The 25,714-nt window shown below is 72.3% G+C and carries 27 protein-coding genes; 15 read left to right on the top strand and 12 right to left on the bottom strand.

The annotated features are described in order from the left end of the window. The first annotated feature begins 102 nt into the window (after positions 1 to 102). The 3 genes from ACZ6MZ_RS28110 (at position 103) to ACZ6MZ_RS28120 (ending at position 2,554) form a co-directional block, all read left to right on the top strand. Positions 103 to 294 carry a hypothetical protein gene (locus ACZ6MZ_RS28110; RefSeq protein WP_469355108.1) on the top strand — a complete coding sequence of 64 codons (192 nt, stop codon included), beginning with the start codon at positions 103 to 105 and terminating at the stop codon, positions 292 to 294. 89 nt (positions 295 to 383) lie between these two features. After that, positions 384 to 1,568 (top strand): elongation factor Tu, encoded by a 1,185-nt coding sequence (gene tuf / locus ACZ6MZ_RS28115; protein ID WP_384180729.1) that lies wholly within the window; start codon positions 384 to 386, stop codon positions 1,566 to 1,568. Positions 1,569 to 1,708: 140 nt separating this feature from the next. Further along, entirely contained in the window at positions 1,709 to 2,554 is an 846-nt protein-coding gene (locus tag ACZ6MZ_RS28120; RefSeq protein ID WP_469355110.1) for a spermidine synthase, read from the top strand. Here ACZ6MZ_RS28120 and ACZ6MZ_RS28125 read toward each other — a convergent pair. Continuing rightward, positions 2,516 to 3,841, bottom strand: a complete 1,326-nt coding sequence (locus ACZ6MZ_RS28125; protein ID WP_386878884.1) for an MFS transporter — start codon at positions 3,839 to 3,841, stop codon at positions 2,516 to 2,518. The two genes, ACZ6MZ_RS28120 and ACZ6MZ_RS28125, sit on opposite strands and share 39 nt — an antisense overlap. Positions 3,842 to 3,926: 85 nt before the next feature. Next, positions 3,927 to 4,970 carry a DUF8017 domain-containing protein gene (locus tag ACZ6MZ_RS28130; protein ID WP_469355112.1) on the bottom strand — a complete coding sequence of 348 codons (1,044 nt, stop codon included), beginning with the start codon at positions 4,968 to 4,970 and terminating at the stop codon, positions 3,927 to 3,929. A 93-nt stretch (positions 4,971 to 5,063) separates the two neighbouring features. On the opposite strand from ACZ6MZ_RS28130, the gene ACZ6MZ_RS28135 reads away from it, so the two are divergent. Continuing rightward, the gene (locus tag ACZ6MZ_RS28135; protein WP_469355114.1) at positions 5,064 to 5,516 is read left to right on the top strand and encodes a DUF4442 domain-containing protein; all 453 of its coding nucleotides are present in this window, start codon (positions 5,064 to 5,066) and stop codon (positions 5,514 to 5,516) included. 110 nt (positions 5,517 to 5,626) lie between these two features. Continuing rightward, complete coding sequence (locus ACZ6MZ_RS28140; RefSeq protein ID WP_469355116.1) at positions 5,627 to 6,304, top strand: DedA family protein; 678 nt, start codon at positions 5,627 to 5,629, stop codon at positions 6,302 to 6,304. 46 nt (positions 6,305 to 6,350) lie between these two features. Here the strand turns inward: ACZ6MZ_RS28140 and ACZ6MZ_RS28145 are convergent, their stop codons facing one another. After that, positions 6,351 to 6,881: a gamma carbonic anhydrase family protein gene (locus tag ACZ6MZ_RS28145; protein ID WP_469355118.1), complete on the bottom strand. Its 531-nt coding sequence runs from the start codon at positions 6,879 to 6,881 to the stop codon at positions 6,351 to 6,353. A gap of 186 nt (positions 6,882 to 7,067) precedes the next feature. Between ACZ6MZ_RS28145 and ACZ6MZ_RS28150 the strand changes: the two genes are divergently transcribed. Then, on the top strand, positions 7,068 to 8,294 hold the full coding sequence (locus ACZ6MZ_RS28150; protein ID WP_469355120.1) for a cytochrome P450: 1,227 nt from the start codon (positions 7,068 to 7,070) through the stop codon (positions 8,292 to 8,294). A 45-nt stretch (positions 8,295 to 8,339) separates the two neighbouring features. Here ACZ6MZ_RS28150 and ACZ6MZ_RS28155 read toward each other — a convergent pair whose 3' ends face one another. The 5 genes from ACZ6MZ_RS28155 to ACZ6MZ_RS28175 form a co-directional block, all read right to left on the bottom strand. Beyond that, a complete protein-coding gene (locus tag ACZ6MZ_RS28155) occupies positions 8,340 to 9,605 on the bottom strand; it encodes a cytochrome P450 (protein WP_389790930.1) in 1,266 nt (421 codons plus the stop codon). Further along, positions 9,602 to 10,216 carry a GTP-binding protein gene (locus tag ACZ6MZ_RS28160; RefSeq protein WP_469355122.1) on the bottom strand — a complete coding sequence of 205 codons (615 nt, stop codon included), beginning with the start codon at positions 10,214 to 10,216 and terminating at the stop codon, positions 9,602 to 9,604. Before ACZ6MZ_RS28160 ends, ACZ6MZ_RS28155 begins: the two co-directional genes overlap by 4 nt. Further along, complete coding sequence (locus ACZ6MZ_RS28165; RefSeq protein WP_389790932.1) at positions 10,197 to 10,556, bottom strand: DUF742 domain-containing protein; 360 nt, start codon at positions 10,554 to 10,556, stop codon at positions 10,197 to 10,199. Before ACZ6MZ_RS28165 ends, ACZ6MZ_RS28160 begins: the two co-directional genes overlap by 20 nt. Beyond that, positions 10,553 to 10,972 carry a roadblock/LC7 domain-containing protein gene (locus tag ACZ6MZ_RS28170; protein ID WP_389790933.1) on the bottom strand — a complete coding sequence of 140 codons (420 nt, stop codon included), beginning with the start codon at positions 10,970 to 10,972 and terminating at the stop codon, positions 10,553 to 10,555. Before ACZ6MZ_RS28170 ends, ACZ6MZ_RS28165 begins: the two co-directional genes overlap by 4 nt. Positions 10,973 to 11,091: 119 nt before the next feature. Next, positions 11,092 to 12,816, bottom strand: a complete 1,725-nt coding sequence (locus tag ACZ6MZ_RS28175; protein WP_469355124.1) for a sensor histidine kinase — start codon at positions 12,814 to 12,816, stop codon at positions 11,092 to 11,094. 456 nt (positions 12,817 to 13,272) lie between these two features. Here ACZ6MZ_RS28175 and ACZ6MZ_RS28180 point away from each other — a divergent pair, with 456 nt between their 5' ends. The 3 genes from ACZ6MZ_RS28180 to ACZ6MZ_RS28190 all read left to right on the top strand — a co-directional run bounded on the left by ACZ6MZ_RS28180 (position 13,273) and on the right by ACZ6MZ_RS28190 (position 15,464). Beyond that, positions 13,273 to 14,013 (top strand): acyltransferase, encoded by a 741-nt coding sequence (locus ACZ6MZ_RS28180; protein WP_469355126.1) that lies wholly within the window; start codon positions 13,273 to 13,275, stop codon positions 14,011 to 14,013. Positions 14,014 to 14,292: 279 nt separating this feature from the next. Beyond that, the gene (locus ACZ6MZ_RS28185; protein ID WP_389790936.1) at positions 14,293 to 14,865 is read left to right on the top strand and encodes a helix-turn-helix domain-containing protein; all 573 of its coding nucleotides are present in this window, start codon (positions 14,293 to 14,295) and stop codon (positions 14,863 to 14,865) included. Between the two features lie 44 nt (positions 14,866 to 14,909). Beyond that, on the top strand, positions 14,910 to 15,464 hold the full coding sequence (locus ACZ6MZ_RS28190; protein WP_389790937.1) for a YbaK/EbsC family protein: 555 nt from the start codon (positions 14,910 to 14,912) through the stop codon (positions 15,462 to 15,464). Positions 15,465 to 15,490: 26 nt separating this feature from the next. On the opposite strand, the gene ACZ6MZ_RS28195 is transcribed toward ACZ6MZ_RS28190, so the two are convergent. Then, positions 15,491 to 15,901, bottom strand: coding sequence for a CoA-binding protein (locus tag ACZ6MZ_RS28195; RefSeq protein ID WP_389790938.1), 411 nt, complete (start codon positions 15,899 to 15,901; stop codon positions 15,491 to 15,493). Between the two features lie 103 nt (positions 15,902 to 16,004). Here ACZ6MZ_RS28195 and ACZ6MZ_RS28200 point away from each other — a divergent pair, with 103 nt between their 5' ends. The 3 genes from ACZ6MZ_RS28200 to ACZ6MZ_RS28210 all read left to right on the top strand — a co-directional run bounded on the left by ACZ6MZ_RS28200 (position 16,005) and on the right by ACZ6MZ_RS28210 (position 20,858). Beyond that, positions 16,005 to 16,625: a YigZ family protein gene (locus ACZ6MZ_RS28200; RefSeq protein WP_469355129.1), complete on the top strand. Its 621-nt coding sequence runs from the start codon at positions 16,005 to 16,007 to the stop codon at positions 16,623 to 16,625. 70 nt (positions 16,626 to 16,695) lie between these two features. Then, positions 16,696 to 17,862, top strand: a complete 1,167-nt coding sequence (locus ACZ6MZ_RS28205; RefSeq protein WP_469355131.1) for an exonuclease SbcCD subunit D — start codon at positions 16,696 to 16,698, stop codon at positions 17,860 to 17,862. Beyond that, the gene (locus ACZ6MZ_RS28210; protein WP_469355133.1) at positions 17,859 to 20,858 is read left to right on the top strand and encodes an AAA family ATPase; all 3,000 of its coding nucleotides are present in this window, start codon (positions 17,859 to 17,861) and stop codon (positions 20,856 to 20,858) included. Before ACZ6MZ_RS28205 ends, ACZ6MZ_RS28210 begins: the two co-directional genes overlap by 4 nt. Before the next feature lie 51 nt (positions 20,859 to 20,909). Here the strand turns inward: ACZ6MZ_RS28210 and ACZ6MZ_RS28215 are convergent, their stop codons facing one another. After that, positions 20,910 to 21,356: an Lrp/AsnC family transcriptional regulator gene (locus ACZ6MZ_RS28215; RefSeq protein ID WP_384180692.1), complete on the bottom strand. Its 447-nt coding sequence runs from the start codon at positions 21,354 to 21,356 to the stop codon at positions 20,910 to 20,912. A 94-nt stretch (positions 21,357 to 21,450) separates the two neighbouring features. On the opposite strand from ACZ6MZ_RS28215, the gene ACZ6MZ_RS28220 reads away from it, so the two are divergent. Next, complete coding sequence (locus ACZ6MZ_RS28220; protein WP_469355135.1) at positions 21,451 to 21,966, top strand: rhodanese-like domain-containing protein; 516 nt, start codon at positions 21,451 to 21,453, stop codon at positions 21,964 to 21,966. Positions 21,967 to 21,985: 19 nt separating this feature from the next. On the opposite strand, the gene ACZ6MZ_RS28225 is transcribed toward ACZ6MZ_RS28220, so the two are convergent. After that, positions 21,986 to 22,789 (bottom strand): ATP-grasp domain-containing protein, encoded by an 804-nt coding sequence (locus tag ACZ6MZ_RS28225; protein ID WP_386878892.1) that lies wholly within the window; start codon positions 22,787 to 22,789, stop codon positions 21,986 to 21,988. 255 nt (positions 22,790 to 23,044) lie between these two features. On the opposite strand from ACZ6MZ_RS28225, the gene ACZ6MZ_RS28230 reads away from it, so the two are divergent. Together ACZ6MZ_RS28230 and ACZ6MZ_RS28235 are read left to right on the top strand one after the other, a co-directional pair. Then, positions 23,045 to 23,869, top strand: a complete 825-nt coding sequence (locus tag ACZ6MZ_RS28230) for a putative protein N(5)-glutamine methyltransferase (RefSeq protein WP_469355137.1) — start codon at positions 23,045 to 23,047, stop codon at positions 23,867 to 23,869. 42 nt (positions 23,870 to 23,911) lie between these two features. Continuing rightward, a complete protein-coding gene (locus ACZ6MZ_RS28235; protein WP_469355139.1) occupies positions 23,912 to 24,772 on the top strand; it encodes an SDR family oxidoreductase in 861 nt (286 codons plus the stop codon). Here ACZ6MZ_RS28235 and ACZ6MZ_RS28240 read toward each other — a convergent pair. Continuing rightward, positions 24,736 to 25,644 (bottom strand): ATP-grasp domain-containing protein, encoded by a 909-nt coding sequence (locus ACZ6MZ_RS28240; protein WP_469355141.1) that lies wholly within the window; start codon positions 25,642 to 25,644, stop codon positions 24,736 to 24,738. The two genes, ACZ6MZ_RS28235 and ACZ6MZ_RS28240, sit on opposite strands and share 37 nt — an antisense overlap. Positions 25,645 to 25,714: the final 70 nt, after the last annotated feature.

Raw genomic sequence — 25,714 nt, forward strand, 5'->3', positions numbered from 1 at the left:
CAGACCGGCCACAACCGCGGCGCCTTGAAGAACCTCCGCCCCGGTCGCCGGGCCGCGGAAAACCATTCGACGCGACGGTGGCCGTGGGCGAGGATCAGCGACATGTCCCGGTACGCCTTCCTCGCAGCGCCGTCCGCAGTCGCGGACGCGCCGAAGGCTGCCGCGTTCACCACAGCCGCGTTCACCACAGCCGCGTTCACCACAGCGGCACTCACCGCAGCCGCACTCACCACTGCCGCGTTCACCGCAGCCGCATTCACCGCGGCAGCGCCTTTCGGCGGCGCCCGAAGCTGACCCTTCCCGGATCGTCCGGCGGACCCCACAGGGGGAGGGTCGGCAAGGCCCAGGGGTCCACCTCACGCTTCGAGTTCCTGGAAGGAACCATGCCCAAGACGGCATACGTGCGCACCAAGCCGCACCTGAACATCGGCACCATGGGCCATGTCGACCACGGCAAGACCACCCTGACCGCCGCCATCACCAAGGTTCTCAGCGACCGCGCCGGCAGCGGTACCTCGTACGTCCCGTTCGACCGGATCGACCGGGCCCCGGAGGAGGCGGCCCGGGGGATCACCATCAACATCGCGCATGTCGAGTACGAGACCGACACCCGGCACTACGCGCATGTGGACATGCCGGGCCACGCCGACTACATCAAGAACATGGTGACCGGCGCCGCCCAGCTCGACGGGGCGATCCTCGTCGTCTCCGCGCTCGACGGGATCATGCCGCAGACCGCCGAGCACGTCCTGCTCGCCCGCCAGGTCGGTGTCAACCACATCGTCGTCGCACTCAACAAGGCCGACGCGGGCGACGACGAGCTGACCGACCTGGTCGAGCTGGAGGTCCGCGAACTGCTCAGCCGGCACGGCTACGGCGGCGACGCGGTGCCCGTCGTCCGGGTGTCGGGCCTGCGGGCCCTGGCGGGCGACCCGCGCTGGACCGCGGCCGTGGAGGCGCTGCTCGACGCCGTCGACACCTATGTGCCGATGCCCATCAGGTACACGGACGCGCCGTTCCTGCTCCCGGTGGAGAACGTCCTCACCATCACCGGGCGCGGCACGGTCGTCACCGGCGCCGTGGAGCGCGGCACGGTCCGGGTGGGCGACCGGGTGGAGGTGCTCGGCGCCGACGCGGGTCCGCAGACCAGCACGGTCACCGGTCTGGAGACCTTCGGCAAGCCGATGGAGTCCGCGGAGGCCGGGGACAATGTCGCGCTGCTGCTGCGCGGCATGGCGCGGGACGCGGTCCGGCGCGGCCATGTGGTGGCGGCGCCGGGCAGCGTCGTCCCGAGCCGGCGCTTCACCGCGCAGGTGTACGTCCTCTCCGCGAGCGAGGGCGGCCGTACCACTCCGGTCGCCAGCGGCTACCGGCCGCAGTTCTACATCCGTACGGCGGACGTGGTCGGCGACATCGACCTCGGTGAGGCGGCCGTCGCGCGCCCCGGCACCACCGTCACCATGACCGTGGAGCTGGGCCGTGACGTACCGCTGGAGCCGGGGCTCGGCTTCGCGATCCGTGAGGGCGGCCGCACGGTCGGCGCGGGCACGGTCACCTCGCTGCTGTGACACTCCGGGGGACGCTCCCGGGGTGACCCCGCCCCCGCCAGGGCGGCCCGCGCCCGTCTCCCCGCGCTCCAGGGGGGCGGGCCGCGGGCCGTGCGCGACCCCGGCCCGCGACGGGCCGGCCCGCGGCGCACAATGGGACGGTGAACGAGCCCATCCCCGTCATCCGTGCCGTGGACCGCGGCACCGCCAGATTGCTGCCCGATGTGGACCGGGAGCGGGCCTGGCTCCTGACGGTCGACGGCGCGCCCCAGTCGTACGTCGATCTGGACGAGCCGACCCATCTGGAGTTCGAGTACGTGCGGCGCCTCGCCCATGTCGTCGACTGCGCCGCCGCGGCGGGTGAGCCGCTGACCGTGCTCCATCTCGGCGGCGGGGCGTTCACCCTGCCCCGCTATGTCGCCGCCACCCGGCCCGGCTCCTCACAGCAGGTGGTGGAGGCCGACGCGGGGCTGCTGGCGCTGGTCGCCGAGCTGCTGCCGATACCGAAGAGCGCCGGGATCACCGTGCACGGCGCGGACGCCCGCCACCGGCTCGAAGCCGCCCCGGCCCGCTCGGCGGACATCCTGATCGCCGATGTCTTCGGCGGCTCCCGGATCCCCGCCCACATCACCTCCGTCGAGTACGCGCGGCAGGCCGAGCGGGTGCTGCGTACGGGCGGGGTCTACGCCGCCAATCTGGCCGACGGGGCGCCCTTCGACTTCCTCCGCTCCCAACTGGCCACCTTCGCCGAGGTGTTCGAGGAGCTGGCGCTGATCGCGGAGCCGGCCGTACTGCGCGGCCGCCGCTTCGGCAACGCCGTGCTGGTCGCCTCGCACACCCCGATCGACACGCCGGCCCTGGCCCGCCGCACCGCCTCGGACGTCTTTCCCGCCCGGGTCCAGCACGGCCCGTCGCTGCGGCGCTTCATCGGGGACGCGGCGGTCGTACGGGACACCGGCGCGGTGCCGTCACCCCGGCCGCCCGACGGCGCTTTCAGCATCGGCTGACACGGCGGCGGCCGCGGCCGGGGCCACCGAGGCCCGCTCCGTCTTCGACGTTGTTCTGCGGGTCAGCCGGCGGACGTCCGGAACGGTCAGTACCGCGGCCGTCAGCAGCACGATCAGCGCGGAACAGCCCCACAGCGCGGTGGAGCGCCCGAAGGCGCTCTCCGCCGGTCCCGCCAGCGCCGTGGCCACCGGAATCATGCCGATGGAGCCGAGCATGTCGTACGCGGAGACCCGGGAGAGCTTCTCCTCCGGGATCTCCTGGTGCAGGGCCGTCATCCAGGAGACACCGAACACCTCGACCGAGAGACCCGTCAGGAACATCACCAGCGCCAGCCCCACGGCCGGCAGCGGCACCGCGAGCCCGGCCGACGGCAGCGCGAGCGGGAACACGCAGAGGGTGCCGGCGAGCAGCAGCCGGCGCGGCTTCCAGCGCATCATCACCAGCGCGCCGCCCACGGTGCCCGCGCCGAAGGCGGCGAGCGCCAGACCCCAGGGCCCCGCCCCGCCGAGTTCGTCCCGCGCGACCAGCGGCCCGTACACCGCCTCGGCCGCCACGACCACCGCGTTGACCACCGCGAACTGCACGACGATGGTCCAGAGCCAGGGCCTGCCCACGAACTCCCGCCAGCCGTCGCGCAGATCGGCGAGCATGCCGCCGCCGGGCGCGCGCGCCGGGATGTGGCTGACATCGAGGAAGGCGCGCAGGGAGCCCGCCACCAGGAAGGCGGCGGAGTCGATGGCGAGCACCCAGCCGGGGCCGAGTACCGCGATGAGCGCGCCGCCCAGGGCGGCGCCGCCGATCCCGGCGCCGTGCATGGACATCCGGTAGAGGGCGAAGGCCCGGCCGGCCTGTTCGCCGCTGACGCTGGACATCAGCATGCCTTCGGAGGCCGGGCTGAAGAAGGCGTGCCCGGTACCGCCCAGCGCGGCCAGCGCCATCATCTGCCACAGCAGCGGGTCGCCCGTGAGGACGAGGGCGGCGAAGGCGGCCTGCGAGAGGCAGTTGAGGGTGTTGGCGGCGACCATCACCCGGTGGCGGGGCAGCCGGTCGGCCAAGGCGCCGCCGACCAGCAGGAAGAGAACCAGCGGGATCGTACGGGCCGCGGCCACCAGCCCCACGTCGCCCGCGTCGCCGCCCGACTCCAGCACCGCGAACGCCGAGGCGATCAGCGCGCCCTGGCTGCCCAGGTTGGTGGCGATTGCCGCGGCGGTCAGCAGTGTGTAGTTGCGGCCGGCCCAGGCGGGGCGACGGGCGCGGCGGAGGCCGGCGTCGGTGGGAGAGGTCACCTGTGGACTATTGCCGCAGCCGCCCCTGGTTGCCAACCGGTTAAGCCGCCGGCCGATTCAAAGCGAAACGGTCAGCGGGACCGTCTCAGGAGGTCCCCAGCAGCCGGACGGTGCCCAGGATCTTCTTGATGGTCGTGTCCGGGATCTCGTCCGGCACGTCCCTGCTCGTGTAGAGCACCCATGTCGCGTAGTCACCCTTGGCATTGGTGAAGGTGAAGGCGATCGACTTGCCGTCGGTGTCGCACTTGGTCCTCTTGGTGACACCCGTAGTCTCGGCGGTCGAGAAGTGTCCTTTGAGCCCGGAGGTGGTCGTGTACGCCTCGGGCTCGCTGACCTTCACCTTCTGCTTGGCCACGGCCTTGGTCTCCTGCTGGGCGTACGCGGCCCAGGCCCAGCTGCCCGCCTCGTTCTTCGATCCCGACGCCGTGTCCGTGGCGCCCTGGCCGCCCTTGGTGCCGGTGCGGCCCAGCCCGTGGTCCTCCATCTTCCCGTCCTTGTTGGTGTCCTCGGAGCACCACGCGGACTTGTAGGCGGCGGGGGCGGAGAAGGCGAGGACGGGGTTGCCGTCCCCCTCCTCTTCGATCTCGATACCGGAGATGACGCCGGGGTTCTCGACCTCCCAGTCCGCGGGGACGTCGAACTGCGTCCCGTGCTGCGGATTGGTCACGACCTTCCAGCCCGCGATCTGCGGCTTGTTCTCCGAGCCGTCCCGGGGGTTGTCGACGGGCGGCTTCGCGGTCGGCTTCGCGGACGCGGAGGCCTTGGAGTCACCGTCGGCCCGGTCCGTCTTGTCGTCGTCCTTGTTCAGCACCAGGAAACCGGTGACCCCGGCGGCGATCACGACCGCCGTGGCCGCGACGATCGCGACGACGGTCGTCTTCTTCTTGTCCTGCGAAGGACCGGGTCCGCCGGGTTGCCCCGGTATGCCGTACTGCGGCACCGTCGGCTGCTGGTACGGGTTGGGCTGCTGGTACCCCGGCTGCTGATATCCGGGCTGCTGGTAACCGGGCTGCTGATATCCGGGCTGCTGGTACGGATTCGGCTGCTGGTACCCCGGCTGCTGGTACGGATTGGGATTCTGGTCCTGCGGGTTCTGCTCGCCCCCGGGCGGCTGCTGTCCTGGCCACATGGCGAGTAACCATAGAGGGGTCGTGCCACCGCTGCCACGCCCGCCCCGGCAGGGGATGGCCAAGCCCCACTACTCGTGGGTAACATCGCCCTCATGAGCGCTGAGCAGATGTCCGTCGGCGAGATGCTCGCCGCCACCGTCCCCATGGCCAGGACCCTTCGGCTGGAGTTCCTGGAGACCACCGCCGAGCGCGCCGTCGTCCGGCTGCCGGACCAGCCCGAATACCACAACCATGTCGGCGGACCGCACGCCGGAGCGATGTTCACGCTCGCCGAGTCCGCCAGCGGCGCCATCGTGCTCGCCGCCTTCGGTGACCAGCTCCACCGCGCGGTTCCGCTCGCTGTCACGGCGCGGATCGACTACCGGAAACTCGCCATGGGAACCCTCACGGCGACCGCCGCGCTGGGCCGCCCGGCGGCGGATGTCGTCGCGGACCTGGACGGCGGAGCGCGCCCCGAATTCCCCGTGACCGTCGCCCTCACCCGCGAGGACGGCGCGGTCACGGGTGAGATGACCGTGGTCTGGACCCTCCGCCCGAACTCCTGACCGCGCCGGCCCCGCCCCGCCAGCAGGTAGGCTGCCCGGCGTGCGCCTGTGAGGCGCGCGCCGGGCGGTGAGCCCGACGGCTGGACAGGGAATCACGGGAGGAACCGGCGTTGCACGTGCAGGAGTGGCTCGAGACCATCCCCGCGGTCAGCATCTATCTCCTGGTGGGTGTGGTCATCGGGCTGGAAAGCCTCGGTATCCCGCTGCCGGGCGAGATCGTGCTGGTCAGCTCGGCGCTGCTCGCCTCCCAGCACGGCGACATCGATCCGTACATCCTCGGCGCCTGCGCCTCGGCCGGCGCGATCATCGGTGACTCGATCGGCTACGCCATCGGCCGCAGGGGCGGCCGGCCGCTGCTGGCCTGGCTCGGCGGGAAGTTCCCCAAGCACTTCGGCGAGGCCCAGATCTCCATGGCGGAGCGGTCCTTCGAGAAGTGGGGCATGTGGGCGGTCTTCTTCGGCCGCTTCGTCGCGCTGCTGCGGATCTTCGCGGGTCCGCTCGCGGGCGTGCTGCGCATGCCGTACTGGAAGTTCCTGATCGCCAATGTGCTGGGCGGGATCCTGTGGGCGGGCGGTACGACCGCCGTCATCTACTCGGTGGGCGTGGTCGCCGAGGCCTGGCTCAAGCGCTTCTCCTGGCTCGGCCTCGTGCTCGCGGTGCTGACCGGGCTCATCTCGATGCTCGTCCTGAAGAACCGCGCCAAGAAGGCCGCCGAGCAGTCGGAGTCCCCGCGGGCGACGACCGCGCAGGCGGCGGCCGATCCCGACGCCGTACGCGCCGCCGACTGACCGGAAGCCGCCAGGAGCCCCGGCCCGCCGCTCGGCCCCCCGCCGCTCAGCTCTCGTACGCCTCGCGGTGTGCCTTCGCCAGATCCAGGTACACCGCCGCGTTCAGCCTGATCCCCGCGCGCTCCTCCTCGGTCAGCTCACGCTTGACCTTGGCGGGCACCCCCGCGACCAGTGAACCGGGCGGCACCCGCATGCCGTGCGGTACGAGCGACTGCGCCGCGACCAGCGAGCCCGCGCCGATGTGCGCGCCGTTGAGGACGGTGGCGCCCATGCCGATCAGCACCTCGTCCTCGACGGTGCAGCCGTGCAGTACGGCGTTGTGGCCGACCGATACACGCGCGCCGACGGTGAGTGGGCAGCCGGGGTCGGAATGCAGGGTGCAGTTGTCCTGGACATTGCTGTCGGCGCCCAGCACGATCGCCCCGCAGTCGGCCCGGAGCACGCTCTGGTACCAGACACTGGCGCCCGCGGCCACGGTGACCTCGCCGACCACCACGGACGTCGGGGCCGTGAACGCCGTCGGATCGATCCTGGGCTCCTTCCCGCCCACGCCCCTGATCAATGCCCGTTCCGTCATGTCGTCCCCTCGGTGGCTCCCGGTCGCGCGTGACGTCGTGGCCGCGCGTACCGGCACCGTAGGCGACCGCTCCCGGCGGCCCCGCACCAGGTCGGCCAGGACCGGACTTCTTCTGATGACGGATGATCAATAACCTTGGGTCTGCCGCCCGTTACCCATCGGGCGAGTACATACCGAGGGAGCTTCATGGCCACCGCACAGCAGATCCCCGACATACTGTCGCCCGAGTTCGCCGAGAACCCTTACCCGGCCTATCGCGTGATGCGGGAGAGTGCGCCGCTCATCTGGCACGAGGCCACAAAGAGCTACATCATCTCCCGCTACGAGGATGTCGAGCGGGCCTTCAAGGACAAGGAGTCGGTGTTCACCACCGACAACTACGACTGGCAGATCGAACCCGTACACGGCAAAACGATCCTTCAGCTCAGCGGGCGGGAGCACTCGGTACGCCGTGCGCTGGTCGCCCCCGCCTTCCGCGGCAGCGATCTCCAGAACAAGTTCCTGCCGGTCATCGACCGCAACTCCCGCGAACTGATCGACTCGTTCCGGCACACCGGGTCCGTCGATCTCGTGAAGGACTTCGCCACCCGCTTCCCGGTCAACGTCATCGCCGACATGCTGGGCCTCGACAAGGCCGACCACGCCCGGTTCCACGGCTGGTACACCGCGGTCATCGCCTTCCTGGGCAACCTGTCGGGCGACGCGGAGGTCGCGGCGGCCGGAGACCGTACCCGCGTCGAGTTCGCCGAGTACATGATCCCGATCATCCGGGACCGGCGGGACAACCTCGGTGACGATCTGCTCTCCACCCTCTGCGCCGCCGAGGTCGACGGCGTACGGATGAGCGACGAGGACATCAAGGCGTTCTGCAGCCTGCTGCTCGCCGCGGGCGGCGAGACCACCGACAAGGCCATCGCCAGCATCTTCGCGAATCTGCTGACGCACCCCGAGCAGCTCGCGGCCGTCCAGGCGGACCGCACCCTGATCGACCGGGCGTTCGCGGAGACCCTCCGCTTCACCCCGCCGGTGCACATGATCATGCGCCAGACGGCGAAGGACGTGGAGCTGAGCGGCGGCACCGTACCGAGCGGGGCCACGGTCACCTGTCTGATCGGCGCCGCCAACCGCGACGGCTCCCGCTACCAGGAGCCGGACACCTTCAATATCTTCCGGGACGACCTGACCACGACGACCGCCTTCTCCGCGGCCGCCGACCATCTGGCCTTCGCGCTCGGACGGCACTTCTGCGTCGGTGCCCTGCTGGCCAAGGCGGAGGTCGAGACCGGCGTCAACCAGCTGCTCGACGCGATGCCGGACGTCCGGCTGGCCGACGGGTTCGACCCGCACGAGCAGGGTGTGTTCACCCGCGGACCGCAGTCCCTGCCGGTGGAGTTCACCCCCGTCACGGCATGACGGCATCCGCCGGGCCCGGGGATGCCCCGGGCCCGGCGGCCGGCCCTACTGGACGACCGGGGTGAACTCCACCGGCAGCGCGGTCAGCCCCCGCATCCAGATGGAGGGCCGCCAGGCCAGCTCGTCCGGCTCCACGGCCAGCACCACGTCGGGCAGCCGCTCCAGCAGCGTCTCGATCGCGGTGCGCGCGATGACGTCGGCGAGCAGCGGAGCCGGATAGGGGCAGCGGTGCTCGCCGTTGCTGAACGACAGATGCGCCGAGTTCTCCGGGCCGATATGCCCCTCGGGCCAGATCTGCGGATCCGTGTTGGCCGCGGCGAGCCCCAGGACCAGACAGTCACCGGCCTTGATGTGCCGGCCGCCGAGCTGGGTGTCGCGCACCGCCCACCGGCCGATGAAGTTCTGCGTCGGGGTGTCCAGCCACAGCACCTCGTTCAGCGCCTGCCCGACGCTGAGCCGCCCACCGGACACATTGAGCGCGAACCGGTCGTCGGTCAGCAGCAGACGCAGGGTGTTGCAGATCCAGTTGGCCGTCGGCTGCTGGGCGGCGGCGATGATGGTGATCAGGTCGACGATCATCTCCTCGTCCGTCAGCCCGGCCGGATGAGACAGCATCCGGGACGTGACGTCCGAACCGGGGCTGTTCCGCTTGTCCTTCACCAGCTGCCGCATGCGTTCCTGCACCCGCATATAGGCGGCGACCGGGTCGTCACCCTCGGCGGCGTCCAGGGAGATCCTCAGATCCCGTACCAGGTCCTCGGTGTCCAGGCCGTCGGCCGGCATACCGCACAGCCGGACCACGGCCCGCATCGGCAGCGCGTGCGCGTACGCGGCCATCAGCTCGGCCTGCCCGCTGCCGGCGAACGCGTCGATGAGCCCCTCGGCGATCTCCCGGCACATATGGGCGAGTTCGAACTGGTCGATCGCCTCCAGCGCCTCGGTGATCACACCGGCCCGCCGCTGGTGCTCCCGGCCCTCGGCGAACATGACCGACGGCTGGTAGCCGACGAACGGCATCAGCGGCCAGTCGGCGGGAATGGACTCCCACTGGTTCCAGCGCCGCGAGTCACGGGCGAACAGCTCGTCGTGGCCGGTGACGTACGAGACCTCGGAGTAGCCGAGCACCAGCCAGGCGGGGATGCCGCCGTCGAGCACGACGGGAGCGATGGCGCCGTGCTCCCTGCGCAGGGTGCGGTACAGCTGGGACGGGGTCTGCTGGTACTCCAGGCCGCTCAGCGGCACCGCGCCGGCGTGCGCGGGGCAGCCCGGTGGCGGGGCCTGGTCGGCTGGTATGCCTGCGGGGTCGGTCACGATGTCAGCTCCCGGGCCATGGCCAGTTCGTAGAGGTGGTCCACGAGGGTGATCAGGACATTCTTGCCGGACGAGCGGACCCGCGCGTCACAGTCGATCAGCGGGACATGCTCCGGCAGCGAGAGCGCCTGCCGGATCTCCGCCAGCGAGAACGCCGAGATGTCCTCGTCGAAGCGGTTGACCGCGACCACGAACGGCGTCTTGTGGTGTTCGAGGCGGTCGATGGCGTACCAGGACTCGCTCATCCGCCGGGTGTCGACCAGCACGACCGCGCCCAGCGTCCCGGAGAACAGCCGGTCCCACAGGAACCAGAACCGCTCCTGTCCCGGCGCCCCGAACAGATAGAGCACCATGCGGTCGTTGAGACTGATCCGGCCGAAGTCGAAGGCCACGGTCGTGGTGGTCTTGTTGGTCAGCCCGGCCGTCTCGTCGACGCCGACCCCGGCCTGCGTCATGACCTCTTCGGTGTTGAGCGGACGGATCTCGCTGACCGACCGGACGAGCGTGGTCTTGCCGACCCCGAACCCGCCCACGACGACGATCTTGAGACCGGTCTCGGCGGCGTCGGCCAGCGGAGTACGGGCCGGCAGCTCAGAGGTTCCGGAGTCCATGGAGCACCTCCTTCAAGAGGGCGGAGTCGGGCAGCTCGGCGAGGGATCGCGCCGAGCGTGGATGGCGGGCGGTGATCCGGCCCGTCGCGAGGAGATCGCCGAGGAGAATCCGTACCACCATCACCGGCAGCTTCAGCTCCGCGGATATCTCCACGACCGCGGTGGGATGGCGGCACAGTTCGAGGATCCGGACATGCTCGGACTGCATGCCCGGCGTCGGTTCACACTCGCTGACGATCAGGGTGACCAGGTCGAACGAGTCGTCGTCGACCCGGCTGCGGCCACCGGTGACGGTGTACAGCCGGTCGGGATCCCCGGTGTCGACGGGCCGGCGGGTCATGACGGAGAACTCTCCGGGGCCGGTGTGCGCGGCTCGGCCCGCAGATGCTCACCGATCTGCTCGACCAGCTCGGTCATCTGATGGCCCACCACACCGGGGTCGGCGCCGTCCTCGGCCACCACCGCCAGATGGGCCCCGTCGCCGGCTTCCACGATGAACAGCAGCCCCCCGTGGAATTCCGTCATCGAGTGCCGTACGCCGCCCGTGCCGTTGCCGAACTCCACCGAGGCGCCCTGGGCCAGCGCCTGGATCCCGGAGCAGATGGCGGCCAGCTGGTCGGCCTGGTCGAGGGTGAGATGACGGCTCCAGCAGAGCTTCAGCCCGTCACGAGAGAGCACCAGGGCATGCCGCGTGCCGGGGGTGCGTTCCAACAGGCTCTCGAGGAGCCAGGTCAGGCTGTTGTCAGTGGTCTGCATGGGGTGCGTGGGGCGGGTTGTGTCCGGTAAGCCGGTCACCAGCCCGTGCCTCCAATCTCGCGTTCTGGGTGGGGATGGGCGCCGGTTTCCCCGGGCGCCGTACGGGGAGTCGCGGCCGGTTACTCGGCGGGATTACCAGGGTCCTTGGGCGTGCGGCGTGCGCGGTGGAAGGCCCCGAACTGGGATCCGGCGTCGCGGCCGGGCCGTACGGTGCCGGTCTCCGTCTCCGCCGCCGGCCGTGGCCTGCCCCGGTCGGCCGCCGCCATGGTGCGGCCGGGCGGACGCACCGGCAGACCGTTGGTCGTCGCCGCCTCGGCGCCGGCCCCCGGCTCCGGCGCGGCCTGCGGGGTGGACGGCGCGGACGGCGCCGGCGCTGCGGGACGGGTGGGCGCGGACGGCTGGGCGGACGGCTGGGCGGCCGGGGAGGAGGTGACCGGCGGCGCGGCGGGCGCGGGCAGGGTCGCCGCCGGGGCCTGGCGCCGCAGGGAGCGCTCCGGCGCCATACCGCGCTGCTGGGCGAGGAGCTGCGGCGGGAACAGCACCACGACGCCCGTGCCACCGCGGGACGAGGGACGGTAGTTGACGCTGATGTGGTACTTGGCGGCCAGCCGGCCGACCACGGCCAGACCGAGCCGGGTGCCCTGCAGCAGCGCGAGGTCGGTGATCCGGCCCGACACGGATTCCTCGGCACGCCGCATCGCGGCGTCGGCCATCTTCAGACCGCTGTCCTCGATGGTCACCACCAGACCGGCGGTGCGCTCCTCGACATAGACATGCACCTCGTCGATCGGCGGGGAGAAGTTCGCGGCGTTGTCCATCAGTTCGGCGAGGAGATGCATCACGGGCTCGGCGGCGAACCCGGCGATGGCGGAGCTGGTGGAGCAGTGCAGCCGTACCCGCTGATAGGCGGCGATCCGGCCCACCGCGCCGCGCAGGATGCTCTCCATGGCGATCGGCTTGTTCCAGGCGCGGCTCGCACGGCCGCCCATCAGCAGGGCCAGCCGGTCGGTGAGCAGGCCGAGCTGCGAGGTGTTGTGATCGAGCCTGAGGAGATCCCCGAAGACCTCTTCGCCGTGCCGGTCCTGCATCTCGCGCAGATCGGCCAGCATGCTCACGGCCTTCGCCTGCACCCGGCTCAGTGCCTTCGCGCTGGCCGCCTGGGCCGCGGCGGCACGCCGCTCGCTGGCGGCGAAGTCCCTGACCAGCGTGGACAGCAGGACCTGCAGCCGTGGATCGGCGGGCGGTTCGACGGAGCCGAGCACCGTGTCCGCCGAGCCGCCCGAGCGCAGTCCGCTCATCGCGGCGGGGAGCGTCCGCGTGGTCAGCCGGTCCAGATCGTCGCTCGCCTGCGCCAGCCGCGTCACGGCGCTCTCGCTGTCGGCGGCCGCGCCGGCCGCGCGCTCCTCGGCGGCGCCGACCTCGATGGTGAACGCCTGCAGGACACGGCGCAGCTGGGGATCGGAGGGCGGGGCTGTGACGGCGAGCGTCTCCTCGGCGCTCGCGCCGTCCCGCAGTCTCTTGACCACCGAGGGCAGCGTGACGTTCAGCAGATGCGCGGACTCCGCGCCGGCCTGGGCCAGCTGCGTCCGCGCCGTGCTGAGCTCGCTGTCGGCCGTGACCGCACCACGCCGCAGTATCAGCGCGGTGGTGACGAGCGTGACCGCCACGCACACCCACGCGACCGCGACGGTGGCCGCGACCCAGGTACGGGCGGGCCCGGGGGCCGCGGCGGCCACCGCGCCCGCTGCCGCGCCGGCCACCACCAGCAGAGCCAGGGGGACGGCGAGCGACAACGACCGTTTGGTGCGTATGCGGTGCGGGGTGGGGGCGACAGGCACTGACATTCCGCGGTCCCTCGGTACTTGAGTGCGGGGGGAAACAGCCGGCCGACCAGCGCGCTTCGGCCGCACGGGCGGGATCGGACACCGATGAGGACGGCGATCTTCCGCACCACATGTGGCGCTCATGCTAACCAGGCCGTGCGGTGCGGGAAGACTCAGAACGGCCGGAGCCGGTACAACGGAAGAGTTCGGCCCGAAGTCACCCACCGGCCCATGGTGGCGTGGTAGTTGAGGAAGCTGCCGCCGACCGTGCCATCCGGGTCCGGTCCTGCCGGTACGGACCTGATTGTCGCCCGTCCGGCCTTCAGGAACCCTCCGCCCGGAGCGCCGATACCCCCTGTGATCAGCGGATTCCAGCCAACTCGGTCCGTCGCGTCGGCGGGGGGAGCGCATATGGCGGCCGCGGGGGAGCTCAGAGGGCGCGAAGAGTGCGGAGGGCACGAAGAGTACGGTGGCGGCGTGCCGAAGGACAGAAACACGTTCTCCTCGCTGACCGCCTGGTGGCGCCGTCTCGTCTCGCGGGCCGTCCATCGCGGCTGGAGCTGGGTCCAGGAGGCGGGCGCGGTCAGCGCCGGGCGTCCGGGGCGGCTGCGCTTCCGCCGGATCGGCACCGGCACCCGGCTGGCCTTTCCGCAGGGCACGGTGTTCGGCGAGCCGTGGATCGAGCTGGGCGACCACTGCGTCATCGGCGAGCAGGTCACGCTGACCGCGGGGATGATGCCCGGTCTCGACCTCGGCCCCGACACGGTTTTGACGCTGGGCAACGGTGTGGTGCTCGGCCGTGGCAGCCATGTCATCGCCGACACCACGGTGACCATCGGCACGGAGACGTACTGCGGCCCGTACGTCTACATCACCTCGACCAACCACAGTTACGACGACCCCAAGACGCCCGTCGGCACGCAGTGGCCCCGCATGGAACCGGTGGAGATCGGTCCCGGCTGCTGGCTCGGCACCGGCGCGGTGATCCTGCCCGGCACCCGGCTCGGCCGGAACGTGGTGGTCGCCGCGGGCGCCGTCGTACGGGGAGAGGTGCCGGACCACGCGGTGGTGGCGGGGGCGCCCGCCCGGGTCGTACGGAGCTGGGATCCGGAGCTGGGCTGGCAGCCGCCGCTGCGCACCCCCGCGCCTGTGCCGATCCCGGAGGGCATTACTCCCGAGCAGCTGCTGGCCCTCGCCGAACTGGATCCGGAGACCTAGGGCCTCTCGTTTGGATCATGCCGGGCTCGCGGGGCCTGGTGCCGCACCTCGCCGCGTTGTCGTCGGTCGCCATGGCTCCGCCATGACTCCCTCCTCCGCCTTGCGATACACGGCACCAGGCCCCGCTCCCTGATCCGGCCTGATCCAAACGAAAGACCCTAGACAACGGAGGGGAACGGGCTCGGCCGGGGTCCTCGCAGTACAGTGCGATGAACGATCGGGTGCACCCCACCGTAGTGCGGCCTGTTGAACGCTCCCCTTGCGCATATTGGACGGAATGTGTCGGACCTGGACCAGCTCACGCAGTCGCTCGCCCGCAATCTCAAGCGCTGGCGGGGGGAGCGGGGCTTCACGCTCGACGCCCTGGCCGCACGGGCGGGCGTCAGCCGCGGAATGATCATCCAGATCGAGCAGGCCCGTACCAACCCGAGCGTCGGCACCACCGTCAAGATCGCCGACGCCCTCGGCGTCTCCATCACCACACTCCTCGACTACGAGAAGGGCCCCCAGGTCACGGTCGTGCCCGGGAGCCAGGCCGTACGGATGTGGTCCACACCGGCCGGCAGCCGCACCACCCTGCTGGTCGGCGCCGAGGCCCGCGGCCCGGTCGAACTGTGGTCCTGGACGCTGATGCCCGGCGACGCCAGCTCATCCGATCCGCATCCGGCCGGCACGACCGAACTGCTCCATGTGACCGCCGGTGAGCTGACCCTCGTCGTGGACGGCGAGCCGCACTCCGTACCGGCGGGCGCGTCGGCGGCCTTCGAGGCGAACGTCCCGCACACCTATCGCAACGACGGCGCCGGGACGGTCGAGCTGATCATGTCCGTCTCCATCCCGCCCGCAGGCTGAGACGCCGGGATCGCGGCCGGGGGAGCGCTGTTAACGTGACGCGCATGCGCGCTCCCCTGGGACATTTCGACAACGCCCGCCCCGCCCCCGACTGCCTCGACCTGCTCACCCAGCCGGTCGCCGACGCGGTCCGCGCGTGGCAGGGCGATGTGCCCGCCGAGCAGCTGGTGTTCGTCGACACCGACCCGGCCATCGCGGACACGGCGGCCTTCACCGAGCACTACGGCGCCGAGCTGCTCGACCAGTCCGCCAACTGCGTGGTCGTGGCGGGCAAGCGGGGCGGCGAGTCGACGCTCGCGGCGTGTGTCGTGCTGTCCCGGACCCGCGTCGATGTCAACGGCGCGGTCCGCAGGCAACTCGGCGCGCGCAAAGCCTCGTTCGCGCCGATGGACACGGCGGTCGCGGAGACCGGCATGGAGTACGGCGGCATCACCCCGATCGGGCTGCCCGCCGGCTGGCCGCTGCTCGTGGACTCCGCGGTGCTCGACACCGAATGGGTCCTGATCGGCAGCGGCCGCCGCCGCGGCAAGCTGATCGTCCCCGGCAAGGTCTTCGCGGGCCTGCCCGGCGCGGTGGTCCTGGAGGGACTCGGCGTCTGACGCGCCGGCCCCGGCCGCTCAGCCGCTCAGCCGCCCAGCAGGGGGATCTCGATGGCGGGGCAGCGGTCCATCACCATGTCGAGACCGGCCGCGCGGGTGCGCTCGTACGCCTCCTCGTCGACGACCCCGAGCTGGAACCACACGGCCTTCGCCCCGATCGCCACCGCCTCGTCCGCGACCGGCCCCGCCAGCGCGCTGTTGACGAAGACGTCCACCACGTCGACGGGAAAGGGGATGTCGGCCAGCGAGGCGTAGCCCTGCTCGCCTAGGACTGTCTCGGCCTTGGGGTGCACCGGTACGACGCGCTTGCCGAAGCGCTGCAGGACCGCCGCCACTCCGTACGCCGCGCGTTGCTGGTTCGAGGACAGTCCCACCACCGCCCAGGTGTCGCCCCGCTCCGTGAGGACCCTGCGGATGGTGGTCGGGTCGCCGTACACGGTTGCCTCCTGTGGTCGTCGGTTCGCCCCATGACAACAGACGGCCGGTCCTGGCGATTCCCCCGGGCCCGTCCTGGCCGGTACGCCTGCATAGGGTGGGGGCATGCAGGAGCAGTACCGGACCGTCGCCCGTGCGGGCGTGCACGAGACCGAGATCAACCGGTCGCGCTTCATCTGCGCGCTCGCGCCCGCCGCGAGCGAGCGGGAGGCGCAGGAGTTCGTCGCACGCGTCCGCAGGGAGCACCCGACGGCCACCCACAACTGCTACGCCTATGTGATCGGCGCCGACGCCTCCGTACAGAAGGCGAGTGACGACGGCGAACCGGGCGGCACCGCGGGGGTGCCGATGCTGCAGATGCTGATGCGCCGCGAGGTGCGCTACGCCGCAGCGGTCGTCACCCGCTACTACGGCGGGGTCAAGCTCGGGGCGGGCGGACTGATCCGGGCGTACGGGGGAGCGGTCGGCGAGGCCCTGGACACGGTCGGCACGCTGACCCGGCAGCGCTTCCGGCTCGCCACCGTCACCGTCGACCACCAGCGCGCGGGCCGGCTGGAGAACGATCTGCGCGCGATGGGCCGCGCGGTGCGCGAGGTGCGGTACGCGGAGGCGGTGACGATCGGGATCGGTCTGCCGGACACCGAGGTGGAGGAGTTCCGGGCGTGGCTCGCGGACACGACGGCGGGGACGGCGGTGCTGGAACTGGGCGCGGAGACGTTCTTCTGACATCTGACGACGGTTCGCCCACCCACTCACCCACCCCACCCCGCCCCGGACGCCGAGGAGAAGCTGAGCTTTGAGGATTCTGCACACGTCGGACTGGCATCTGGGACGGTCGTTCCACCGGGTGAGTCTGCTCGACGCCCAGGCCGCCTTCCTCAACCACCTCGTGGCGACGGTCCGCGACCGCGACGTGGACGTGGTTCTGGTGGCGGGTGATGTCTACGACCGTGCCGTGCCGCCCCTCACCGCCGTGGAGCTCTTCGACCGGGCGCTGCACCGCCTCGCCGAGGCGGGCGTACCGACCGTGATGATCTCCGGGAACCACGACTCGGCCCGCAGGCTCGGTGTCGGCGCGGGTCTCATCGAGCGGGCCGGGATCCATCTGCGGACCGACCCGGCCGGCTGCGCCACCCCCGTCCTGCTCTCCGACGCCCGGGGCGACGTGGCCTTCTACGGTCTGCCGTATCTCGAACCCGCTCTGGTGAAGGACGAGTTCAAGGCGTCGAAGGCCGGACACGAGGCCGTGCTCGGCGCCGCGATGGAGCGGGTACGGGCCGATCTCGCGGGGCGCGCCCCCGGCACCCGCTCCGTGGTCCTCGCGCACGCCTTCGTCGCGGGCGGTGACCCCAGCGACAGCGAGCGGGACATCACCGTCGGCGGTGTCGCCGCCGTGCCCGCCGGGATCTTCGCGGGCGTCGACTATGTCGCCCTCGGCCATCTGCACGGCTCCCAGGCCCTCACCGAGCGCGTCCGCTACGCGGGCTCCCCGCTCGCCTACTCGTTCTCGGAGACCACGCACCGCAAGACCATGTGGCTGGTGGAGCTGGGGCCGGACGGCGAGATCGAGGCGGAGCGGATCGACTGCCCGGTGCCGCGCGCCCTGGCCCGGATCCGTGGCCGGCTCGACGCGCTGCTCGACGATCCGGCCCTCGCCCGCCACGAGGAGTCCTGGGTCGAGGCGACCCTCACCGACCCGGTGCGCCCGGCCGAGCCCATGGCCCGGCTGGCCGAGCGCTTCCCGTATACGCTCAGCCTGGTCTTCGATCCCGAGCGGGCCGGCGACGATCCGCTCGCCTCCTACGCGCAGCGCCTCGCGGGCCGCACCGACCAGCAGATCGCGGAGGACTTCGTGGCCCATGTACGGGGCGGGGCCGGGCCCGACGAGCGGGAGCGCACCGTACTGCGCGACGCCTTCGACGATGTCCGGGTCGACGCGACGGTGCGTGAGGTGAATCCGTGAGACTGCACCGGCTGACCATCACCGCCTTCGGCCCCTTCGCCGCCACGCAGGAAGTCGACTTCGACGCGCTCTCCACCGCCGGGCTGTTCCTGCTGCACGGCCCGACCGGCGCCGGAAAGACCTCGGTCCTCGACGCGGTCTGCTACGCGCTGTACGGCGCCGTGCCGGGGGCCCGCCAGAGCCCCGGCGCCGCCCTGCGCAGCGACCACGCGGCCGTGGGGACATACACCGAGGTCGGCCTCGAACTGACCGTGGGCGGGCGCCGGTTGGAGATCACCCGGCGGCCCGCGCAGCTGCGCCTCAAGAAGAAGGGCACCGGCTTCACCACCGAGAAGGCACAGAGCTGGCTGCGTGAGTACGACGCCGCGAGCGGCGCCTGGCGGGCGATGAGCCGCTCCCACCAGGAGCTCGGCGAGGAGATCGGCCAGCTCCTCGGGATGAGCCGGGAGCAGTTCTGCCAGGTGGTGCTGTTGCCCCAGGGCGACTTCGCACGCTTTCTGCGCGCCGACGCCGAGGCGCGCGGCAAGCTGCTCGGACGGCTCTTCGACACCCGCCGGTTCGCCGCCGTCGAGGAGCGGCTCGCCGAGCTGCGCCGCGCCGCCGAGCATCAGGTGCGCGCCGGGGACGACCGGCTCCTCGGCATCGCCCAGCGCATCGCCCAAGCGGCGCGCGGCAGTTCCGCGCCGCCGCTGCCCGACCGGCAGCCGGGCGACGCCGGGCTCGCTTCCGCCGTCCTGGAATGGGCCGCGCTCGCCCGGTCCGGCGCCCATGAGTGCGCCGACATCGCCGAGTCGGCGCTGTCCGCCGCCGAGGGCCGGCAGGGGGCCGCCCGGCAGGCACTGGACGCCGAACGTGAACTGGCCAGGCTGCAGCAGCGGTTCGCGGACACCCGGCTGCGGGCCGAGGCGCTGGAAGCGCGCCGCCCGGAGTGCGAGCGGGCGCAGGCGCTCCTGGAGCGCGCCCACAAGGCGGAGTTGGTCGCCCCGGCGCTCGCCCTGCGCGACGACGCCGAGCAGGCGCATCACACGGCGGCCAGCGCGTACGCACGCGCACGGGACCTGCTGTCGTCCGGTCTCGCCGACGCCGGTGCGGAACAACTGGCCGCGCTGGAACGGACCATGCGCCAGAAACTCGGCGCGCTCGACGCGGCCCGGCGCGCGGAGCGGCGCAGCGCGGAGATCACGGCCGAACACGGTGATCTGGACCGGCAGGCGCGGGCCGACGAGGAGATCCTCCACGAAGCGGCCGGCTGGCTGGCCGGCTGGGAGTCCGTACGCCGGACGGTGCAGGACCGTATCGAGGCCGCCCAGGAGGCGGCGACCCGCGCGGAACAGCTCGCCGGACAGCTCGACCCCGCCCGTCACCGGCTCGAAGCGGCCCGCCTGCGCGACACCCTCGAAGCGGCCGCCACCGACGCGGAACAGCGGCTCGGCTCCGCCCGGGAACACGCCAACACCGCGCATGAGACCTGGCTCGACCTGCGGGAGCGACGGCTGCGGGGCATCGCGGCCGAGCTGGCCGCCCGGCTCGTCGACGGCGAGCCCTGCGCGGTCTGCGGCTCGGACGCGCATCCCGTGCCGGCGCGGGCGGCCGACGGCCAGGTGGACTCCGCCACGGAGGACGCGGCGCAGGCGGCGTACCGGCGCGCCGACCTGGCCCGGGGCGAGGCCGAGCGCGCGCACGCGGCCGTACGGGAGCGGTACGCGGCGGCCCGTGCGGCGGCCGGCGAGTCGAGCCTCGGCGAACTCGCCGCGCTCACCGAGCGGCTGGAGCGGGAACACACCGAAGCACACCGGGTCGCGGCCGGTACGCACGCCGCCCGCGAGGCCCTCGGCCGCGCCGAGCGTGAGCACGAGGGCCGGCTCGACGCCCGGCGGCAGGCCGAACACCGGGTCGCGGCCCGCACCTCGCGGCGTGAAGCCCTCGATCGCGAACAGACCGTGCTGCGAGCGGAGTTGGTACGCGCCCGGGGCGACGCGGACAGCGTCGCCGAGCGCGCCGAGCAACTGGAGCGCCGGGCCAGGCGGCTGTCCGAAGCCGCCGAAGCCGTACGGTCCTACGACACCACCGCGCTGCGCCTCAAGGAGGCCGACGGCCGGCTCGCGGACGCCGCCTTCCGGGCCGGCTTCGACACCCCGCAGGCCGCGGCGTCCGCCCTGCTCACCGGCGCGTCCCGGCGCGACCTTCAGCACCGCCTCGACGACTGGCAGGCCGAGGCCGCCGCCGTCGCCGACCGGCTCGCCGAACCGGAGACGAAGGCCGCCGCCGGCCGTCCGGCCGCCGACCCCGGCGCCGCCGAAGCCGCCCACCGGGCGGCCGAGCGCGCCCTGCGCGACGCGTCGTCCGCCTGTGCCACCGCCCGGGACCGCCGCGCCGAGCTGGGCAGGCTCTCCCGGCGGGCCGAGGCCGAGGTGCGCGGACTGGGCCCGGTGCGCGAGGAGTACGACCGGGTGGCCCGCCTCGCCGGGCTCACCGCGGGCACCTCCACCGACAACGAACGCAGGATGCGCCTGGAGTCGTACGTCCTGGCCGCCCGCCTCGAACAGGTCGCGGCCGCCGCCACCGTACGGCTCCAGCGCATGTCCTCCGGCCGCTACGCCCTGGTCCACTCCGACGCCAGGGCCGGCGGCCAGCGGCGGTCCGGTCTGGGGCTCCAGGTCATCGACGCCTGGACCGGCAGCGCGCGGGACACCGCGACGCTCTCCGGTGGCGAGACCTTCTTCGCCTCCCTCGCGCTCGCGCTCGGCCTCGCGGATGTCGTCACCGACGAGGCCGGGGGCGTACGGCTGGACACCCTCTTCATCGACGAGGGCTTCGGCAGCCTGGACGACCAGACGCTGGACGAGGTCCTGGACGTGCTGGACTCGCTGCGGGAACGGGACCGCAGCGTCGGCATCGTCAGCCATGTCGCCGATCTGCGCCGCCGAATCCCCACCCAGCTGGAGATCGTCAAGGACCGGCACGGCTCGGCGGTCCGCCAGCGCGTGGCGGGCTGACGGCTGTGCTCAGGCGGCCGAGCTCAGGCGGCCGAGCTCAGGCGGCTGTGCTCAGCGGCTGAGCGAACGGCGGGCGAGCGGGGACGAGTAGACCACGCTCGTGGTCACCGAGCCCAGCGCCCCGATGCGGCCCGAGATCTCTTCGAGATGGCTCATGGAGCGGGCGGCGACCTTCAGTACGAAGCAGTCGTCGCCCGTCACATGGTGGGCCTCCAGTATCTCGGAGGTTGCCTCCAGCAGATCGTGGAACGGCTTGTAGTTGCCGTTCGGATAGCGCAGCCGTACGAAGGCGAGGATCGGCCGGCCGAGCCGCTCCCGGTCGACCACGGCGGTGTAGCCGGAGATCACCCCGGCCTCCTCCAGCCGGCGCACCCGCTCGGTCACCGCGCTCGGGGACATCGAGACGGCCCGGGCGAGCTCGGCGAAGCTGATCCTGCCGTCGCGTTGCAGGGTGTCCAGAATGTGCCAGTCCGTGGCGTCCGGTGAATACTCGGTCATCACCGAGAAATAGCAGGGAAAGCACCGGTCCATCAAGGCAAGCGCCGGGGAATTCCTCTTCAGCAGACGGATCGGCGACCGTAGATTTCTGGTCATGACCACGTCTCTCAGCACCTCCCCGCCCGCCGTTCCCGGTCCTTCCGACTCCCCCAGCCCCGTCCTGCGGATTCCGCCGGCCACCCCCGCCGAGGCCGTCGCGTACTTCGGCGCGAGCCTCGCATTCCACGCGGACGTCTCCGATGTCGCCGCCGCGCTGGAAGCGGGCGGCGACCCCGGATTCGTGGTCCTCGACTCCCGCTCCACCGCGTCGTGGGACCAGGGCCATGTCCCCGGCGCGGTCCATCTGCCGACCGCGCTGATCGCCGGACAGGCGGAGCGGCTCCTCGACCAGGCGGTGCCGGTCATCACGTACTGCTGGGGCCCCGGCTGCAACGGCGCCACCCGCGCCGCGCTCGCCCTCGCCGGTCTCGGCTACCGCGTCAAGGAGATGCTCGGCGGCATCGAGTACTGGATCCGGGAGGGCTTCGAGGTCGAGACCCGGCACGGCCGGGAGCGCCGCGCCGCCGATCCGCTGACCGCGCCGGCCGGCCCGGCGGACTGCGGCTGCTGACCCCTCGTACGGCGCCCGATCACCCTACGACGGTGGGCAGCGGACGCAGGAACGGCGCGTCCACCGGGTCCGCGACGGGGCGTGCCGCGCGCAGCAGGACATCGAGCGCGGCGTCGGTGTCACAGGCGTAATGCCCGCTGGCCCAGGCCGCGTTGGCCTCCACGACCGCCCATGCCCTGCCGTCCGCGCCCTCGTCGACCGTACCGACGTCCACGACCACCGCACTCGGCAGCGCGGGCACCTTCGGTGCGAAGAGCCGGGCGGCGAAGTCCAGCACCTCGGCACGCCGTGGATCGCTCTCCAGCGGAGCGATGTCCATCTCGCCGTGCACCGCGTAGCGGCTGCCCGTGACCACCTCGCCGTCCAGCACGAACAGCCGGAACTCCGCGGTGAACGCCACGATGTCGCTGACCAGTACCAGCGCGTCGTCGTCCACGGCGTCTGGTCCCGGCAGCCGGCTGCCGTCGAAGTAGATCTTCGCCGGGAAGCTCTTGTCGTTGGGCGGCTTCACAAAGGCCGGGACGCGTAGCTCCCGGGCCCGTCCGATGGCCAGACACTCGATCCGGCGCCGGGTCAGTTCGTACGGCAGCGTCGCGAGCCAGTCCTCGTGCGCCTCCAGCAGCTCGAGCCCCAGCTCCCGCGCGACCGTGTCGGCGAACAGCGGCCCGGCGTAGAGCGCCGCTCCTGGATCCCCCCGATGCTCCTCGGGAACCCGTCGGGCGTGCAGCGTCCGCGACGGTATCCCGCGGCGCGCGGCGGCCGCCGCGAGGGCGGTGGCCGTCGAGGTCACGCGGGGGGAGAGATAGAGCGTGCGCGTCGTCATGCCGACGAGGCTGCCGTACGGGACGGATGCGCCGGTACCCGTTTTCCCGGGGGCCGGCGGCCCCCGGCTCGGCTCGGTGCGAAGGTCTGCGCGTGGCGGTGGGGCTCGGGTAGTGTTGCCGTCTCCAGCAGTGGACGTACCGAGGAGGTGAGACCCATTACCGCTGTATCAGGTCGGGTGCTCCCCTCTCATGACCGCGCGGTCCGTCAGGCATAGGTGACCGAGGGAGCCCCACAGGCATCCCGAAAGGCTCCCATGTCGCTCTCCCCGTCGTTTCTCCCTTCGTCCGCCATCGTCACCAGGCTCCGGGCCGCCGGCTGTGTCTTCGCCGAGGACGAGGCACGCCTGCTCATCGCCGAAGCCAGGACACCGGCCGGCCTCGCCGCCATGGTGGACCGGCGGGTCGACGGCCTCCCGCTCGAACACGTCCTCGGCTGGGCGGAGTTCTGCGGTCTGCGGGTGGCCGTGGACCCCGGGGTCTTCGTACCCCGGCGCCGCACCGAGTTCCTCGTACGCGAGGCCGCCGTCCTCGCCCCGCCGCGCGCTGTCGTCGTCGACCTGTGCTGTGGCTCGGGCGCGTTGGGCGCGGCGCTGGTCGCGGCCCTGGACCACGCCGAGTGGTACGCCGCCGACATCGACCCCGCCGCGGTGCGCTGTGCCCGGCGCAACGTCGTCGCCGCCGGTGGTGAGGTGTTCGAGGGAGACCTCTACGACCCGCTGCCCGCCACGCTGCGGGGCCGCGTCGACGTCCTGCTCGCCAACGTGCCGTACGTGCCGACCGAGGAGATCGGGCTGCTGCCCCCGGAGGCCCGTGTGCACGAGGCGCGGGTGGCACTCGACGGGGGCGCGGACGGGCTCGACGTCCTGCGGCGGGTGACGGCCGCGGCGGCGGTGTGGCTGGCACCGGGCGGCCATCTGCTGTTCGAGACGAGCGAGCGCCAAGCGCCGCGGGCCGTCGACACCGTCGCCCGTGACGGGCTGATCCCGCGGGTGGCCACGTCCGACGAACTCGACGCCACCGTCGTCATCGCGACCAGACCGGCCCTCCCGAGCGGACCGGGCCGGGACGGCGGCTCGTAATCCGTATGACAGCCGGCCCGGCGCCGACCATCATGGGTGCCCATGCCCAAACTCGCACCTCCCACCGCCCAAGCCCTGCGCCGCGACCCGCTGCCGCTGCTCGGCAGGACCGCTCTTGTCACCGGGGCCAGCCGTCGTGGCGGCATCGGCTGCGCGGTGGCCCGGCGCCTCGCGGCGTACGGAGCCTCCGTCTATCTCCATCACCATGTGCCGCACGACGCCGGCCAGCCCTGGGGCGCCGACCCCGAGGGCCCGGAAGGAGTCGCCGCTCTCGTACGTGAGGCACGCGCGGATCCGGACGCGCGCGTGGTGCACGGTCCCGGGGATCTCTCCGGGACCGAGGCACCCGCCGCGCTGATCACCACCGCCGCCGAGGCGCTCGGTGGCAGGCTGGACATCCTTGTCGCCAACCACGCGCTCAGCGGCTCCGACGGCACGCTCGACACCATCGACGCGGCGATGCTCGACGCCCACTGGGCGGTCGACACCCGGTCGGTGATCCTGCTCATCCAGGCGTACGCCCGGCTCCGTTCCACGCCCACGGACGGTACGGACCGTGCGCCCGGCGGCCGGGTCATGATGATGACCTCGGGCCAGGATCTCGCGGGCGGGATGCCGGACGAGATCGCGTACGGCCTGGCCAAGGGCGCCCTCGCCTCGGCGACCCGGTCCCTCGCCACCTCGCTCGCGGAGATCGGGGTGACGGTCAACACCGTCAACCCAGGCCCCGTCGACACCGATTACCTGTCAGGGGCGGACTACGACGCCATCGCCGCGATGTTCCCGTCCGGGCGCTGGGGCATGCCCGACGACCCGGCCCGGCTGATCGCCTGGCTGGCCACCGACGAAGCCGGCTGGATCACCGGTCAGGTCATCGACTCGGAGGGCGGTCTCCGCCGCTGACCGGAGGTATCGGCGCCGGCCAGGGCCGCGAACAGCTCCGTCGCGTCCGCCCCGGCCGGCAGGCCGCTCACCTGGCCGTCCCCCACCTCCACCACCCGCCACGCACCGTCCTCGCGCAGCGCCATGTCCGTCGTCACGAACCGGCAGCCGAGCGCCCGCACCGCGACGCGCACCGCGCCCAGCTCCGGCTCCGGCAGCCGGCCGGGCGTGTCCGGGTGGGCGGTGGTGAGCACCGGCGTGCCGTCCAGCCACCACACCCGGGCCTCGCCGCCCGGCACGAACCGCTCGTACGCACGCAGCACCACGCCCCCGGCGAGGGAATCCTCCTGGAGCGCGAAGAACCGGCCCACCACGGCCGCGACCCCGGCGGGGTCCGTCAGTTCGGGTACGAAGCACGCTTCGTCCCACTCGTGCTTACGGGACTTGACGAAGTCCTTCACCACCCCGGGGCCCGTCCCGAGCGGAGCCGCGAGGGCGGCCAGCTCGTCCTGCGCCGGGGGAGCACCTGGCTGCCCGGCCTGCCAGCCGCTGCGCGGTGTGAGGTGGGCGAACTCCTCGTACCAGCCGGGCAGTTCATGGGCGCGGCGGTACGCGCCCGCACCAGTCAGCAGCGCGCAGCCCCGCTCGTACAGCCCACGCTCCAGCGATTCGTAGACCGCCGCCGGCATCATCCAGCCCCGGTACCAGTACGGCCCCGAGTCCCGCCTCACCCGCGCGAGCGCGGCCGCCGTGTCCCCGGCAAGCAGCGCGTCATGGTCGAGGAGAGCGACCGCCGCGCCGTGCTCCCTGGCGAGAGCCGCCTCCTCGGCGAACACCGGATCCGTCCGGCTCGCCCGCAGCGGATCCGCACAGAAGACAAACCCCGCCCCCATTGAACCCTTCCCCTCGTCAGGGCCGGCCGGGGCCGGGCTCGCGCCTCTCGGCCGAGCCCGGCCCCGGTCA

It is taken from the genome of Streptomyces sp. NPDC042201, assembly GCF_055582185.1.